A 14,837-nucleotide genomic window follows, 5' to 3' on the forward strand; every position below is an offset into this window, starting at 1 on the left:
TGTTGCCTGGCTGCGAGGAAAACTGTACAGCAGGTCAGCGGTCTGGTCGAACTCACCGACGGCGAGGGCCCCGCTACGGCGCGGCCGCGTCGATCGCCTTCACGATCCGCTTGTCCGACACCGGGTGCGCCGTGCCCAGCGCGTGCGCGAAGTAGCTCACCCGCAGCTCCTCGATCATCCAGCGGATGTCGGTGACCGAGGCCGGCACCGGGCGCCCCTTCGGGAGCTGTTCGAGCAGCCAGGCGTACTCGTCCAGCATCTCGTGCACCTTCTCCATCCGGGTGGTGTCCCGCTGCACGCCCGTCGGCATCTGCTGCAGCCGCCGGTCCACCGCGACCAGGTAGCGCATCAGATCGGGCAGCCGCTTCAGGCCCGTACGGGTGACGAAGCCGGCCGGCATCAGCCAGGACAGCTGCTCCCGCACGTCCTGCAGGTTCCGCAGCAGAGCGGGGCTGTTCGCGGCCTTCAGACGCCGCTCGCAGGCCTGCCAGGCCGCCAGGACCTGCTGCACCTGCCCCACCGTCCGGACCGTCAGGTCGACGAGGTCGGCGCGGACCCTGTCGTACAGCTTCCGGAAGGACTCCTCGTCCCACACCGGGCCGCCGTGGTCCGCGATCAGCCGGTCGGCCGCGGCGGTCGCGCAGTCGTCGAACAGGGCCTGGATCGATCCGTGCGGGTTCGCCGACAGGGCCAGCTTCTGCTGGTTGGTCAGCTTGTCCGAGGCGAACTTCGCCGGGTTCACCGGGATGTTCAGCATGATCAGCTTCCGGGTGCCCCGCCACATCGCCTGCGCCTGCTCGGCCTCCGAGTCGAAGAGCCGTACGGCCACGGTGTCGCCCTCGTCCACCAGCGCCGGGTACGCCTTGACGGGCTGCCCGGCCCGCCGGGTCTCGAAGACCTTCGTGAGCGTCCCGATCGTCCAGTCCCTGAGCCCCGTGCGCTCCAGGGAGGGACCGGAGCCGTCCGGGCCCGCCGTGGCCGCCTTGGCGGCCTTGGAGAGCGCCTGACGGGCCTTGGGACGCAGCTGGAGGCGCAGCGCCTCCAGGTCCTTGTCCTCGGCCAGCTTGCGGCGCCGCTCGTCGACGATCCGGAAGGTCACCTTGAGGTGCTCGGGCACCTTCGCCCAGTCGAAGTCCTCCGCCGTGACGGGGACCCCGACCATCCGCTGCAGCTCGCGGGCGAGAGCCGTCGCCAGCGGCTCCTGCACCGGGACGACCGAGTCGAGGAAGCGGCCCGCGAAGTTCGGCGCGGGCACGTAGTGGCGGCGGATCGGCTTGGGCAGGGAGCGGATGAGCTCGGTGACGACCTCCTCGCGCAGCCCCGGGATCTGCCAGTCGAAGCCCTCGTCGGTGACCTGGTTCAGCACCTGGAGCGGGACGTGGACGGTCACGCCGTCGGCGTCCGCGCCCGGCTCGAACTGATAGGTCACCCGGAACTTCAGCGCTCCCTGCCGCCACGAGTCCGGGTAGTCGTCCTTGGTGACCGCCCCCGCCTTCTCGTTGATGAGCATCTCGCGCTCGAAGTCGAGGTACTCCGGCTCCTCCTGGCGCTTGTGCTTCCACCACGAGTCGAAGTGCGCGCCGGACACGACGTGTTCGGGCACCCGCTGGTCGTAGAAGTCGAAGAGCGTCTCGTCGTCGACCAGGATGTCCCGGCGCCGGGCACGGTGCTCCAGCTCCTCGACCTCGGTCAGGAGCCTGCGGTTGTCGGCGAAGAACTTGTGGTGGGTGCGCCAGTCGCCCTCGACGAGCGCGTTGCGGATGAACAGGTCGCGGGAGACCTCGGGATCGATCCGGCCGTAGTTCACCTTGCGGTCCGCGACGATCGGCACGCCGTACAGCGTGACCTTCTCGAAGGCGACGACGGCGGCCTGGTCCTTCTCCCAGTGCGGCTCGCTGTACGTCTTCTTCACCAGGTGCTGGGCGAGCGGCTCGACCCACTCGGGCTCGATCCGGGCGTTCACCCGGGCCCAGAGCCGTGAGGTCTCCACCAGCTCGGCGGACATGACCATCCGCGGGGGCTTCTTGAAGAGGGCCGAGCCGGGGAAGATCGCGAACTTGGCGCTGCGGGCACCGAGGTACTCGTTGCGCGTGTTCTCCCGCTTGCCGTCCTTGCCGTCCTTGGACTCCTTCACGTCCTTCAGGCCGATGTGGCTGAGGAGGCCGGAGAGCAGGGACACGTGGACGGACTGCTCGGGCGCGTCCTCCTCGTTGAGGTGGATGCCCATCTGCTTGGCGACCGTGCGCAGCTGGCTGTAGATGTCCTGCCACTCGCGGATGCGCAGGAAGTTCAGGTACTCCTGCTTGCACATCCGGCGGAAGGAGCTGGAGCCGCGCTCCTTCTGCTGCTCGCGCACGTAGCGCCACAGGTTGAGGAAGGCGAGGAAGTCGCTCGTCTCGTCCTTGAAGCGGGCGTGCTGCTGGTCGGCCTGGGCCTGCTTCTCGGCCGGCCGCTCGCGCGGGTCCTGGATGGACAGCGCCGCCGCGATCACCATCACCTCGCGGACGCAGCCGTTCCGGTCGGCTTCCAGGACCATGCGGGCGAGCCGCGGGTCGACCGGGAGCTGGGACAGCTTGCGGCCCTGCGGGGTGAGCCGCTTCTTGGGGTCCTTCTGGTCCGGGTCCAGTGCGCCGAGCTCGTGGAGGAGCTGGACGCCGTCCCGGATGTTGCGGTGGTCCGGCGGGTCGATGAAGGGGAACTTCTCGATGTCGCCGAGGCCGGCCGCGGTCATCTGGAGGATGACGGAGGCCAGGTTCGTCCGGAGGATCTCGGCGTCCGTGAACTCGGGCCGGGTGAGGAAGTCGTCCTCGGAGTAGAGCCGGATGCAGATGCCGTCCGAGGTACGCCCGCAGCGGCCCTTGCGCTGGTTGGCGCTGGCCTGGCTGATCGGCTCGATCGGGAGGCGCTGCACCTTGGTGCGGTGCGAGTAGCGCGAGATGCGGGCGGTGCCCGGGTCGATCACGTACTTGATGCCGGGGACGGTCAGCGAGGTCTCGGCGACGTTGGTGGCGAGCACGATGCGGCGGCCGGAGTGCGCCTGGAAGACCCGGTGCTGCTCGGCGTGGGACAGCCGGGCGTACAGCGGCAGGATCTCCGTGTCGAAGAGCTTCTTCTTGATCAGCGCGTCCGCCGTGTCGCGGATCTCCCGCTCGCCGGAGAGGAAGACCAGGATGTCGCCGGGCCCCTCCTTCTGGAGCTCGTCGACGGCGTCGCAGATCGCGGTGATCTGGTCCCGGTCCGCCTCCTCGGAGTCCTCCTCCAGGAGCGGCCGGTAGCGCACCTCGACCGGATACGTGCGGCCGGAGACCTCGACGATCGGGGCCTCGCCGAAGTGGCGCGAGAAACGCTCCGGGTCGATGGTCGCGGAGGTGATCACGACCTTCAGGTCGGGGCGCTTCGGGAGGAGCTGGGCCAGATAGCCGAGCAGGAAGTCGATGTTGAGGGACCGCTCGTGGGCCTCGTCGATGATGATCGTGTCGTAGGCGCGGAGCTCGCGGTCCGTCTGGATCTCGGCGAGCAGGATGCCGTCCGTCATCAGCTTGACGAAGGTCTCGTCGGGATTGACCTGGTCCGTGAAGCGGACCTTCCAGCCGACCGCCTCCCCGAGCGGCGTCCTCAGCTCCTCCGCCACGCGCTCCGCGACCGTGCGGGCGGCGATCCGGCGGGGCTGGGTGTGCCCGATCATGCCCCGGACGCCGCGGCCCAGTTCCAGACAGATCTTCGGGATCTGCGTCGTCTTTCCGGAACCGGTCTCGCCGGCGACGATCACGACCTGGTGGTCGCGTATCGCCTCGGCGATCTCGTCCTTCTTCTGCGAGACGGGCAGCTGTTCGGGATAGGTGACGGGCGGCACGAGGGCCGCGCGCGCCTCGACACGCTCCTTGGCCTTGCCGGCCTCGGCGGCGATCTCGTCCAGGACGGCCGCGCGGGCCTCGGGCTTGCGGATGCGGCGGGCGCCTTCGAGACGGCGGCCGAGCCGGTGGGAGTCCCGCAGCGAGACCTCGGCCAGGACGGACTGGAGGGCGGCGAAGGAAGTAGACATACGGAATCCAGGATCGCACCTGCGGACGAGAAGCGGCGAACCGATTTACGAGGGCGGCGCGGCGACCATGCGTAGTATTTCGGGCACACCGGCCAGCACCGTCCCGAAAGGTTTCCGCATGTCCCGCACCCACCGCGCGACGGCGGTGTTCGCCGCGCTGGCGGGGCTGGTGCTGGGCCTGCTGGTCTGCGGCACGGCGACGACGCCCGCGGCAGCGGGCCCGGGCACGGTGGCGAGCGCGCCGGCCGGCGGACCCGGCTGTGACCGGGGACACGGCGATGTCGAGGGGGCCGCGGCCCCCGCCGTCCCGCCCCGCCCGCACGGCTTCGGAGAACTGCTTCCCGCGCTCGCGGGCAAGCGGACCCCCTGCCCCGGCTGGGGCGCGGACCAGGACGCGGCCGACGCGCCGCAGGGCCCCGCGCCACCGGAGCCCGTGTCGCCGACACCGGTGGAGCTGTCGGTCCTGAGGGTCTAGACGGACGCCTCCCGCCGTCCGTCCCCTTCTCTCCTCCGTCCTCAGGAGCGCTTTCGCATGCCCAAGTCCAAGCCCGTCGTGATCGTCGCCGGGGTGGCCCTCGCGGCCACGCTGCTCGGCGTCGTCTCGTACGCCACCACCAAGCCGTCCTCGCCCTCGGGCTCCTCCGTGGCCGAGGTCTCGGCGGACCCGTCCGCCGGTGTCTATCCCGAACTGGAGGCCTACGCCCGCCGCGACGCGAAGGACGGGCTGGCCCTCGGCCGCGCCGACGCGCCGGTCGTCCTGATCGAGTACGCCGACTTCAAGTGCGGCTACTGCGGCAAGTTCGCCCGGGACACCGAGCCCGTCCTGGTGAAGAAGTACGTGGACGCCGGCACCCTGCGCATCGAGTGGCGGAACTTCCCGATCTTCGGCGAGGAGTCCGAGGCGGCTGCCCGCGCCTCCTGGGCGGCAGGGCGGCAGGGCCGGTTCTGGCAGTTCCACGCGGCCGCGTACGCGCCGGGGGCCAAGGAGAAGGGCTTCGGCGCCGAGCGCCTGACCGCCCTCGCCAAGGAGGCGGGCGTCGCCGACCTCGCCCGCTTCACCCGGGACGCCGACAGCGCGGCGGCCCGGGAGGCGGTGCGCAGGGACCAGGAACAGGGCTACGCGCTCGGCGCCACCTCGACACCGTCCTTCCTGGTCAACGGCCGCCCGATCGCGGGTGCCCAGCCGATGGAGACGTTCACGGACGCCATCGAGGCGGCGGCCGGGGCGGCGAAGGCGGCCGGATCCAAGGCGGCGGGACCGGGCGCGGGCGGGGAGTCGGCCGGGGCCGCGCGATGACCTCCGGGATCGGCTACTTCGCCGCCTTCCTCGGCGGTCTGCTCGCCCTCCTCAGCCCGTGCAGCGCCCTGCTGCTCCCGGCCTTCTTCGCGTACTCCGTCGACACCCGCTCCCGGCTGGTCGCCCGGACCGGCATCTTCTACGCGGGCCTGGCCACCACCCTCGTCCCGCTGGGCGCGGCCGGCTCCTTCGCCGGCCGCCTCTTCTACGGCCACCGGGACCTCCTGGTCGCCGTGGGCGGCTGGCTGATCGTGACCCTCGGGGTGCTGCAGATCCTCGGGCTGGGCTTCGCGTCCCGCCGGCTCGCCGAGGCGAGCGGCCGGATCCGCCCCACGACCGCGTTCTCGGTCTACGCCCTGGGCCTGGTCTACGGCCTCGCCGGCTTCTGCGCGGGCCCCATCCTGGGCAGCGTCCTGACGGTGGCGGCGCTCAGCGGCAGCCCGGCCTACGGCGGCCTGCTCCTCGCCGTCTACGCGCTCGGCATGGCCGTACCGCTCTTCCTGCTCGCGCTGCTCTGGGAGCGTCACGACCTGGGCCGGCGCCGCTGGCTGCGCGGGCGGCCGATCCGCCTGGGCCGCTTCGAGCTGCACTCGACCTCGCTGCTCTCGGGCCTCTTCTTCATCGCCCTCGGCACCCTCTTCCTCGTCTTCGACGGCACCACGGCCCTGCCCGGGCTGCTCTCGGTCGACGACTCCTTCGCCGTGGAGGAGCGCGTGGGGGCCCTGGGCCGCGCGGTCCCGGACTGGGCGCTGCTCGTGGCCGTGGTGGCGGTCGTGGCGGCGGCGCTCGCGTGGCGCGGGCGCCGCGGCCGGGACCGGCAGCGGGCCGGGGAGTAGGGGGCGCAGGGAGGGCCCGGCCCCGAGGGGCGTCGCGGGAGGGACGTGGCCGGTCGCGGGGGTGGCGGCCGGCCACGGGGGTGGCGGCCGGCCGGCCACGGAGGATCCGGGGCCGGGGGCCGGGGGCCGAGGGATCCGGGGCCGGGGGCCGGGGGGAGAGCCCGACGGTCGGGAAACGCAGAAGGCCCCGTTCTTGCGAACGGGGCCTTCTCCTTGTGGCTGGGGCCGGGGTCGAACCGGCGACCTATCGCTTTTCAGGCGATCGCTCGTACCAACTGAGCTACCCAGCCACGAGATCGTTTCCGATCTCAGCGATCCTGACGGGACTTGAACCCGCGACCTCCACCTTGACAGGGTGGCGAGCTAACCAACTGCTCCACAGGACCATATGGTGTGCGAGAACAAGTCTCGCACAGGGTTGTGCGTGCCCCCAACGGGATTCGAACCCGTGCTACCGCCTTGAAAGGGCGGCGTCCTGGGCCACTAGACGATGAGGGCTAAGGGCCCGCCTGGGCGCTTCTCAGCGCGTCGGGGACGTGAGAAGCATATGGGATGCCGGCCGGTATCGCCAAAACGGTTTCCCGGGGCGGTCGTGGCGGGCTTCCCGGGGGCTTCGCGGGGGGCTTCCGGCGGGCTTTCCCCGCCGGGCGCGTCATCCCCAGCCGAGCTCGTGCAGGCGTTCGTCGTCGATGCCGAAGTGATGGGCGATCTCGTGCACCACGGTCACGGCCACCTCGTGGATCACGTCCTCCGGCGTCTCGCAGTAGCGGAGGGTCGGGCCCATGTAGATCGAGATGCGGTCCGGGAGGACGCCGGCGTACCACTCCCCGCGTTCGGTGAGCGGCGTTCCCTCGTACAGGCCGAGGAGTTCCGGGTCCGAGGGGTCCGGTTCGTCCTCGACGAACACCGCCACGTTGTCCATCACCCGGGTGAGCTCGGGCGGGATCGTGTCCAGGGCCTGGGACACCAGTTCTTCGAACGTGTCGCGCGTCATCTCCAGCACAAGGCCATTGTCCGGTGCCGAGGGGGTGAACCGCAGCGGCACCGGAGTGACGATCGCGTGAGGACGGTGACCTCCGTGGGCTCCGCGGGTCCCGTGGGGCAGGGGCGCCCCCGTGGAGCGCTCGCTCGCGGGCCGAGTTCCGACAGCGGCGCGGAGGGCGTGTCCCCGGTGGCGCAAAGGGAGTTGGGCAGGGCAACGCGTTCGAACCGCGTCCCGTTCCTGCCTGTCCCGTCCTGGAGGTGCCTCCGTGCGCCATTTGCCCACCCCTGTGAGATGGGCCGCCACCGCGATGGCGGTCGCCGCCTGTGCGGGTCTGAGCGGCTGTATGAGTGTCGGCGACGAGGGGGCGAAGCCGGCGCCCAGCAGTTCCGCGGGGAAGCGCGGCGCGGCGGGCGGCTCCGGGGAGGACGGCGGGCTCTCCGGTTCGCACGGCGGGGGCGGCTTCGACCGTACGGGGCAGAGCCGGCCCGACCCGGACGGCGAGGACGAGGGGACCCCGGTGCCGAGCGGCTCGGCGTCCGTCACGGCGAAACCCTCCGGCGCGGCGGGCCCGGCCGGCCCGGGCGGGGCGCCGAAGCCGCAGCAGCCGCCGGACGGCGCGGACGGCGGGGCCGGCGGCGCGGCCGGAGGGTCCGGCGGCACCACGACCCCTCCGGTCGATCCGCCCCAGCCGACGCCGACCCAGGAGCCCTCTCCGACCCAGGAGCCGACGCCCGAGCCGACCGTCACCGAGTCGCCCACGACGACGCCCGGCGCGGACACCCACATGGGTGCCATGCGGGCCGCGGACGGGCCCGGCCGGGCGACGGAGCCGGAGGCATCACCGCAGGCCGGGCCGGTGTGACGCGGCTCGGTTTGCCAAGGCTGGGGGAGAGTGCGTATGGTGGTAGATCGTTTGATCCCATTTGCCCGGCGCCACGACCGAAGAGCGCCGTGACTGGCGCGTACTCTCCCTTGCCGTGGCTGACCGCATTGAGGCGGTCGTAGTGCGAAACACGGAGTTGACGGGCGCGTGCCGAGACTCCGGAAGGTTTCGCATTTCGCATGTCCATTTTCAGTTCTGATCACGCTGTCCTGCCCGAGAACGACGAGATCGTCGTCGACGCCGTAGAGGCCGTCGACGCCGTGGACCTCGCCGAGGCCACCGACGCCGTGGACGTCGTCGAGGCCGACGAGGCCCCCGCCGACGAGACCCCCGAGATCACCTTCGGTGACCTGGGTCTCCCCGAGGGCGTCGTGCGCAAGCTCGCCCAGAACGGCGTGACCACCCCCTTCCCGATCCAGGCCGCGACCATCCCGGACGCCCTGGCCGGCAAGGACATCCTCGGCCGTGGCCGCACCGGCTCCGGCAAGACCCTCTCCTTCGGCCTCCCGCTGCTCGCCACGCTGGCGGAGGGCCGCACCGAGAAGAAGAAGCCCCGCGGCGTCATCCTCACCCCGACCCGTGAGCTCGCGATGCAGGTCGCGGACGCCCTCCAGCCCTACGGCGACGTGCTCGGCCTCAAGATGAAGGTCGTCTGCGGCGGTACGTCGATGGGCAACCAGATCTACGCGCTGGAGCGCGGTGTCGACATCCTCGTCGCCACCCCGGGCCGTCTGCGCGACATCATCAACCGCGGCGCCTGCTCCCTGGAGCAGGTCCAGATCGCCGTCCTCGACGAGGCCGACCAGATGGCCGACCTGGGCTTCCTGCCCGAGGTCACCGAGCTGCTCGACCAGGTTCCGGCCGGCGGCCAGCGCCTGCTCTTCTCCGCCACCCTGGAGAACGAGATCGACAGCCTGGTCAAGCGCTACCTGGTGAACCCGGTCACCCACGAGGTCGACCCGTCCGCCGGCGCCGTCACGACGATGACCCACCACGTCCTGGTCGTGAAGCCGAAGGACAAGGCCCCGGTCACCGCCGCCATCGCCGCCCGCAAGGGCCGCACGATCATCTTCGTCCGCACCCAGCTGGGCGCCGACCGCATCGCCGAGCAGCTCCGCGAGTCCGGTGTGAAGGCCGACGCGCTGCACGGCGGCATGACCCAGGGCGCCCGTACCCGCACCCTCGCCGACTTCAAGGACGGCTACGTCAACGCGCTCGTCGCCACCGACGTCGCCGCCCGAGGCATCCACGTCGACGGCATCGACCTGGTCCTCAACGTGGACCCGGCCGGCGACCACAAGGACTACCTGCACCGCTCGGGCCGTACCGCCCGTGCCGGCCGCTCCGGTGTCGTGGTCTCCCTGGCCCTGCCGCACCAGCGCCGCCAGATCTTCCGTCTGATGGAGGACGCGGGCGTCGACGCCTCGCGTCACATCGTCGGCGGGGCGGGCGCGTTCGACCCCGAGGTCGCCGAGATCACCGGCGCCCGCTCGCTCACCGAGGTCCAGGCCGACTCCGCGAACAACTCGGCCAAGCAGGCCGAGCGCGAGGTCGCCGACCTCACCAAGCAGCTGGAGCGCCTGCAGCGCCGCGCCGTCGAGCTCCGCGAGGAGGCCGACCGCCTGGTGGCCCGCGCCGCCCGCGAGCGCGGTGAGGACCCTGAGGCCGCCGTCGCCGAGGTGACCGAGGCCGCCGAGGCCGAGGTCGCCGCCGCTGCCGCGGTGGCCGCCGAGCCGGTGCGCGAGGAGCGCCGCGACTTCGACCGTCGCGACGACCGCGGTGGCTTCGACCGCCGGGACAACGACCGTGGCGGCTACGAGCGTCGTGACAACGACCGTGGTGGCTTCCGCCGGGACAACGACCGTGGCGGCTTCCGCGGCAACGACCGCCGGGACAACGACCGTGGCGGTTTCCGTCGGGACAACGACCGTCCGTCGGGTGGTTTCCGCCGCGACAACGACCGTCCGTCGGGCGGTTTCCGTCGGGACAACGACCGTCCGTCCGGTGGCTTCCGCCGTGACGACCGTCCGTCGGGCGGCTTCAACCGCGACAACGACCGTGGCGGTTTCCGTCGGGACAACGACCGTCCGTCCGGTGGCTTCCGTCGCGACGACCGTCCGTCGGGTGGCTTCAACCGCGACAACGACCGTGGTGGCTTCCGTCGGGACAACGACCGTCCGTCCGGTGGCTTCCGCCGTGACGACCGTCCGTCGGGTGGCTTCAACCGCGACAACGACCGCCGGGACAACGACCGTGGCGGCTTCCGCCGCGACGACCGCCCCTCCGGCGGCCACCGTGGCAGCGACCGTCCGTTCAACCGCGACCGCCGCGACGACCGCCCCTCGAACGGTGCCCGTCGTGACGACCACCGCCCCTCGGGCGGCGGCTTCCGCCGTGACGACCACCGCCCGACGGGTGGTGGCTTCCGCCGCGACGACAAGCCGCGCTGGAAGCGCAACGGCTGACACGCAGTAAGTCCGTGAAAGGGCCCGCGTCCCGCACTCCGGTGCGGACGCGGGCCCTTTCCGTCCTCGCGGACACACCCGGCAGCACCGTGAACCGACGACCGCGGCGCGCCCCCGCCCCGCCCCACCCGGCGCCGGGGCCGCGCCGGGGCGATACCCGATCGGTTTGGACGAGCGGTCGGGCTATGCTGCTCGGGTGTGCTTGTCCACGGGCCGTTAGCTCAATTGGCAGAGCAGTGGACTTTTAATCCATTGGTTGTGGGTTCGAGTCCCACACGGCCTACCAAGCGCAGGGCAGGGAGGACCATCTGACCTGCTGGGGAGCGCCCCGACCGGTTTCGACTGGTCGGGGCGCTTCGGCGTTCCAGGGGCTGTGCGTGAGCGATGCGTGAGCGGACGGTCTGGGCCGGAGGCGGATCCCGACGGACTGAGGGGCACCTGGCGGCCTCACCGCCTACAGGCGAGAGGCGGCATCCGCCCACGGCGGCATGTCGAACCCCTCGTCGACCATGTCCTCCTCGTACCAGCCGGAGCCGGCCAGCCACGTCTCCAGCCACTCGGGCGATCACGCCGCGCTCACACGCCCCCTGGAAGAGGGAGCCGACGTGAACGAGGTCTGCTTCGGCATGACTTTGCTGACGCACGCCATCGAACTGGAAGGGGACTCGGCTCTTCGGTCAGGGCAGCCGATCGACAGCGCTCTCACCGCAACCGTCCTTGCCTATGGTGCCGACCCCACCGCCACCCCCGACGGCGGAAGCAGTGCTTACGAGATGGCCCGGTTCTACGACCACGACATGGCGATCCGGGTGCTGGACCGGTTCACCGCTCGGCACGGCTGAGTCGCCGGCACTCGGGCAACGCGGACCCGGCCGGACGGCCGGTGCCGCTCGGCCGGGTCCTGATGGGCATCCGGGAGATCATGGCTGCGGACCAACCGGGGGAGACGCAGGGGCAGGGGAATCATGGTCGCGTTTTACGCATCCGCTGCGGACGGAATCGCCCGCAATCCGGCGCTGCCGACGCCGCTGCTGCTGCGCCTGCTCGCCGTCGACGGGGGCGGTGACCGTCCGCCCCGTGACGCCCTCCAGCGGGCCGGACTCCCCGAGCCGGCCGTCGGGGTGATCCTGGCCCACCCGAACCCGGGCGCCCGGATCGACTTCGCCATGAGCGCCAGGGCAGAGCCCGCACAGCGGGCCCGGCTCGCGGACGACCCCTCTCCCAAGGTGCGGGCCGCTCTCGCGTACGGACCCGAGGTGTACGACCCGCGCACAAAGGTCGCGCCGCTGCCGGACGCCGTGTGCGCCCGCCTGCTCGACGACCCGGATCCTTCCGTCCGCGCGGCCCTGCTGGACTCGCCCCATCTGGCGCCGTCGTTCGTGGCCTCGATGGCCCCTCACCACGATCCGGCGGCGCGCCGGTGCGCGGTGCGTGCATGGGAGATCCTGCCGCCGGGCCAGCGGTTGGCGCTGCTGGCCGACCCCGACGCCGAGGTGCGGCGAGCCGCCGCACTGTGGGAGTGCCGACGGGACGCACGCCTCACCGCCGAACTCCTCCGCGATCCTGAGTCCGCCGCCGAGGCGCAGCGCTGCGGGCTCCTCGGCCGCGCCGACGCCGAGCGGTGCGTCGCCGAGCGGACGCACCTGGCGGCCCTCGCCGAGAACCCGTCGCTGCCCGCCGACCTCGTGGAGCGGCTCGCTGTGGACCCCGACGAGGACGTACGGCTCGCGGTCTCCGTCAGGCCCGAGCTGGACGAGACGCGGCGCATGGCGATCGACTTCACCGCCGGGGAGTTCGACCGGGGGGACGGCGTGCGGTGGGTACGGGACGGGCTCGCCGACCCCGAGGTGCTGCGTCGGGCCGCGGCCTCCGCCCACCCCCTGCTCCGGCGCGCCGCCGCCCAGAGCCCCCACCTGCCGTCCGACCTGCTGTGCCTCCTCGCACGCGTCGAGGACCCGGTGTTGGAGAACCTCCTGGGCATCTACCACCCCGACACCCCGGAGGAGGTCCTGATGCGTGTGTTCGCGCGGCTCGGCGGGACGTTCTCCGCCTGGATGGCGGAGACGCATCCCCGCTTTCCCCGCGAGGGTCTCGCCGTGCGCTACGCGGACCACCCGGACGGGAACTACCGCCGGCTGGCGGTCCGGGACCCGGCGGCCACGCCAGAGCTGATCGAACGGCTCAGCCATGACCCCGCGGTCTGGACGCGCCAGGCGGCGGCCGGTGACCCCCGCCTCCCGTTCCACCGGCTCCGCGAGGTCCTTCACGTCCCCGAACTGGCCTCCAGCGCGGGTGCCAACCCGGGGCTGCCCGAGGAGGAGATGGCCGGGGTCCTGGACCGGGCCGGTGTTCCCGCCTGACCGCTGAGAAGAACCGCCCCGCTCTGCTTCGTCCCCCCTACGGCTTGTCCGGCTCATCCAGAGTCGTCGGCGCCTCCTGCGCGCGGGAGAGGAACAGTCTCCTGCTGGGGAGCGCCCCGACCGGCTATGGCTGGTCGGGGCGCTCCGTCGTTCGGGGGCTTGCGTGGGCGAGGGCGGGGTTCCGTCACCGTGGCCCCAGGCGGGCGGGGCCACGGGGCGGGTGACCCGGCCGGGGACCTCGCGCGTCCGGGGCTCAGAGCGGTGCCTCGACTCCGAGGCCTCCGGCGGTGATGGCGCCTCGTAGTGCGTGGGCGATCTCCTCGGGTTTGAGGTCGATGCCGTCGAGGCCCTCCAGGGTCAACGGAATCTCCTCCAGCGCGTATTCGCCGCGGCCCTCGGCGCTGAACTCGGGGCCGGTGCGGTCCTCGAAGGACCAGGTCGCGATGCGGGCGAGGTAGACGAGCTGGCGCTCGTCGTCGGACTCCATGGTGTGGAAGAGGCGGACGATGTCGGCCTTCCCCGCGATCTCCTCGTGGATCTCGCGGTGGAGGGCAGCCTCGCGGGACTCGTCGCCGGGTTCGACGCCGCCGCCGGGCAGGACCCAGTACTCGGGGATGCCGGGCCTGGTGCGGCGGATGGCCAGCATCGTGCTGTCGGGGGTGACGAGGACGGCGCGGACTCGTTCGATCATTTCGGGCGGTCTCCTTGCTTGTTGGCGGTCTTCGGCGGAGCAGCCGGCCGCCGTCGACGTGGACGGACTGTCCCGTGGTGAACGAGGCGGAGGGTCCCACGAGAAACGCCACCAGGGCGGCGACGTCCTCGGGCCGGCCACGGCGCGGGGCGCACGGGCGCGTGATCGGGTCCTCCGGCCGCCGTGGCCCGGGCGTTGCGGGTCTGGCCGGCCTCCGTCAGCGCACGCCCAGGGACGCCAGGCGTGGGGGGTCCGCGACGATGTCGATCTCGACGACGCGGTCCTCGACGACCGTGAAGGCCATGAGGGCGACCGGGGAGCCGTTCGCGAGGGAGACCAGGCCGGCCGCGCCGTTGACCGTGACGCGGCGGGCCTCGTGGCGGAACCTGGCGAAGGTGAGGGCCTGGGCGGTGACCGCCTCGGCGCCGCGGACCAGTTTGGAGGCGGCCGTGGTGAGGACGCCGCCGTCGACGCGCAGGAGGACGTGCGGGTCGAGGACGGCGAGCAGGCCCTCGAAGTCGCCGCCCTGGGAGGCGGCCAGGAAGGCGTCGACGACCGCGCGCTGCCGGGCCGCGTCGGGTGCGGGGGCCGGGGCGGCGCCCTGGACGCGGCGGCGGGCGCGGCTGGCGAGCTGGCGGGTGGCGGCCGGGGTGCGGTCGACGATGGGGGCGATCTCCTCGAAGGAGACCGCGAACATGTCGTGGAGCACGAAGGCGAGGCGCTCGGCCGGCGCGAGCGTCTCCAGGACGACCAGGAGCGCGAGCCCGACGGAGTCCGCGAGCAGCGCCTCCTGCTCGGGGTCGGCGGTGCCCTCCTCGCGCACGACCGGGTCGGGGATGTAGTGCTCCAGCGGCTCCTCGCGGCGGGAGCTCCGGGAGCGCAGCAGGTCGAGGCAGACCCGGCCGACGACGGTGGTCAGCCAGCCGCTCAGGTTCCGTACGTCGCTGACGTCGGAGCGGTTCAGCCTGAACCAGGCCTCCTGGACGGCGTCCTCCGCCTCGCTGAGCGAGCCGAGCATCCGGTAGGCGACCGCCCGCAGATGCCCCCGGTCGGCCTCGAATCGTTCGGCCAGGAGATCCTGGGCGGCGCGGTCCTCGTCCATCGGTCGTCGTTCCCCTTCGCGTCCGGTCACATCGTGATGACGAACGGGGGGCCGGGAACGTGACGCCGTTCCGCTGCGTGAGATCCCCGCCCCGTACGGGACAACGCGCGGGATTCCCCGGCCGAACCCCCGGACCGCCGTGGATCGCCACTTCAGCGTGATGATCACCGTCTCTA

The 14,837-nt window shown here is 72.2% G+C and carries 11 protein-coding genes and 4 tRNA genes; 8 read left to right on the forward strand and 7 right to left on the reverse strand.

Annotated elements, in window-relative coordinates:
• Window positions 1-73 precede the first annotated feature (73 nt).
• Window positions 74-4,042, reverse strand: a complete 3,969-nt coding sequence (hrpA, locus tag ACGF1Z_RS23140) for an ATP-dependent RNA helicase HrpA (RefSeq protein WP_393006830.1) — start codon at window positions 4,040-4,042, stop codon at window positions 74-76.
• A gap of 118 nt (window positions 4,043-4,160) precedes the next feature.
• On the opposite strand from hrpA, the gene ACGF1Z_RS23145 reads away from it, so the two are divergent.
• The 3 genes from ACGF1Z_RS23145 to ACGF1Z_RS23155 are packed head-to-tail and all read left to right on the forward strand — an operon-like array spanning window position 4,161 to window position 6,175.
• Window positions 4,161-4,517 (forward strand): hypothetical protein, encoded by a 357-nt coding sequence (locus tag ACGF1Z_RS23145; protein ID WP_393006832.1) that lies wholly within the window; start codon window positions 4,161-4,163, stop codon window positions 4,515-4,517.
• Window positions 4,518-4,574: 57 nt separating this feature from the next.
• Window positions 4,575-5,339 (forward strand): DsbA family protein, encoded by a 765-nt coding sequence (locus tag ACGF1Z_RS23150; protein ID WP_393006834.1) that lies wholly within the window; start codon window positions 4,575-4,577, stop codon window positions 5,337-5,339.
• Window positions 5,336-6,175: a cytochrome c biogenesis CcdA family protein gene (locus tag ACGF1Z_RS23155; RefSeq protein ID WP_393006836.1), complete on the forward strand. Its 840-nt coding sequence runs from the start codon at window positions 5,336-5,338 to the stop codon at window positions 6,173-6,175. The genes ACGF1Z_RS23150 and ACGF1Z_RS23155 overlap by 4 nt, the downstream gene beginning before the upstream one ends.
• Window positions 6,176-6,391: 216 nt before the next feature.
• Here the strand turns inward: ACGF1Z_RS23155 and ACGF1Z_RS23160 are convergent.
• From ACGF1Z_RS23160 to ACGF1Z_RS23175, 4 genes are all read right to left on the reverse strand, one after another.
• Window positions 6,392-6,465, reverse strand: a tRNA-Phe gene (locus ACGF1Z_RS23160).
• 22 nt (window positions 6,466-6,487) lie between these two features.
• Window positions 6,488-6,561 (reverse strand) — tRNA-Asp (locus ACGF1Z_RS23165).
• A 39-nt stretch (window positions 6,562-6,600) separates the two neighbouring features.
• Window positions 6,601-6,673, reverse strand: a tRNA-Glu gene (locus ACGF1Z_RS23170).
• 154 nt (window positions 6,674-6,827) lie between these two features.
• Complete coding sequence (locus ACGF1Z_RS23175; protein WP_393006838.1) at window positions 6,828-7,178, reverse strand: metallopeptidase family protein; 351 nt, start codon at window positions 7,176-7,178, stop codon at window positions 6,828-6,830.
• 325 nt (window positions 7,179-7,503) lie between these two features.
• Here ACGF1Z_RS23175 and ACGF1Z_RS23180 point away from each other — a divergent pair, with 325 nt between their 5' ends.
• The 5 genes from ACGF1Z_RS23180 to ACGF1Z_RS23200 all read left to right on the forward strand — a co-directional run bounded on the left by ACGF1Z_RS23180 (window position 7,504) and on the right by ACGF1Z_RS23200 (window position 12,868).
• Entirely contained in the window at window positions 7,504-8,022 is a 519-nt protein-coding gene (locus tag ACGF1Z_RS23180; protein ID WP_393006840.1) for a hypothetical protein, read from the forward strand.
• 200 nt (window positions 8,023-8,222) lie between these two features.
• On the forward strand, window positions 8,223-10,508 hold the full coding sequence (locus ACGF1Z_RS23185) for a DEAD/DEAH box helicase (RefSeq protein ID WP_393006842.1): 2,286 nt from the start codon (window positions 8,223-8,225) through the stop codon (window positions 10,506-10,508).
• 210 nt (window positions 10,509-10,718) lie between these two features.
• Window positions 10,719-10,794 (forward strand) — tRNA-Lys (locus tag ACGF1Z_RS23190).
• Between the two features lie 202 nt (window positions 10,795-10,996).
• Window positions 10,997-11,350 carry an ankyrin repeat domain-containing protein gene (locus ACGF1Z_RS23195; RefSeq protein WP_393006844.1) on the forward strand — a complete coding sequence of 118 codons (354 nt, stop codon included), beginning with the start codon at window positions 10,997-10,999 and terminating at the stop codon, window positions 11,348-11,350.
• Between the two features lie 123 nt (window positions 11,351-11,473).
• Window positions 11,474-12,868, forward strand: coding sequence for a Mucin-2 (locus ACGF1Z_RS23200; RefSeq protein WP_393006846.1), 1,395 nt, complete (start codon window positions 11,474-11,476; stop codon window positions 12,866-12,868).
• 253 nt (window positions 12,869-13,121) lie between these two features.
• Here ACGF1Z_RS23200 and ACGF1Z_RS23205 read toward each other — a convergent pair whose 3' ends face one another.
• Window positions 13,122-13,559, reverse strand: a complete 438-nt coding sequence (locus ACGF1Z_RS23205) for an NUDIX domain-containing protein (protein WP_393006848.1) — start codon at window positions 13,557-13,559, stop codon at window positions 13,122-13,124.
• Between the two features lie 217 nt (window positions 13,560-13,776).
• Window positions 13,777-14,661, reverse strand: coding sequence for an RNA polymerase sigma factor SigJ (sigJ, locus tag ACGF1Z_RS23210; protein WP_393006850.1), 885 nt, complete (start codon window positions 14,659-14,661; stop codon window positions 13,777-13,779).
• Between the last annotated feature and the right edge of the window lie 176 nt (window positions 14,662-14,837).

The organism is Streptomyces sp. NPDC048018 (genome assembly GCF_043202995.1).
In the GTDB taxonomy this organism is placed as follows: Bacteria; Actinomycetota; Actinomycetes; order Streptomycetales; family Streptomycetaceae; genus Streptomyces.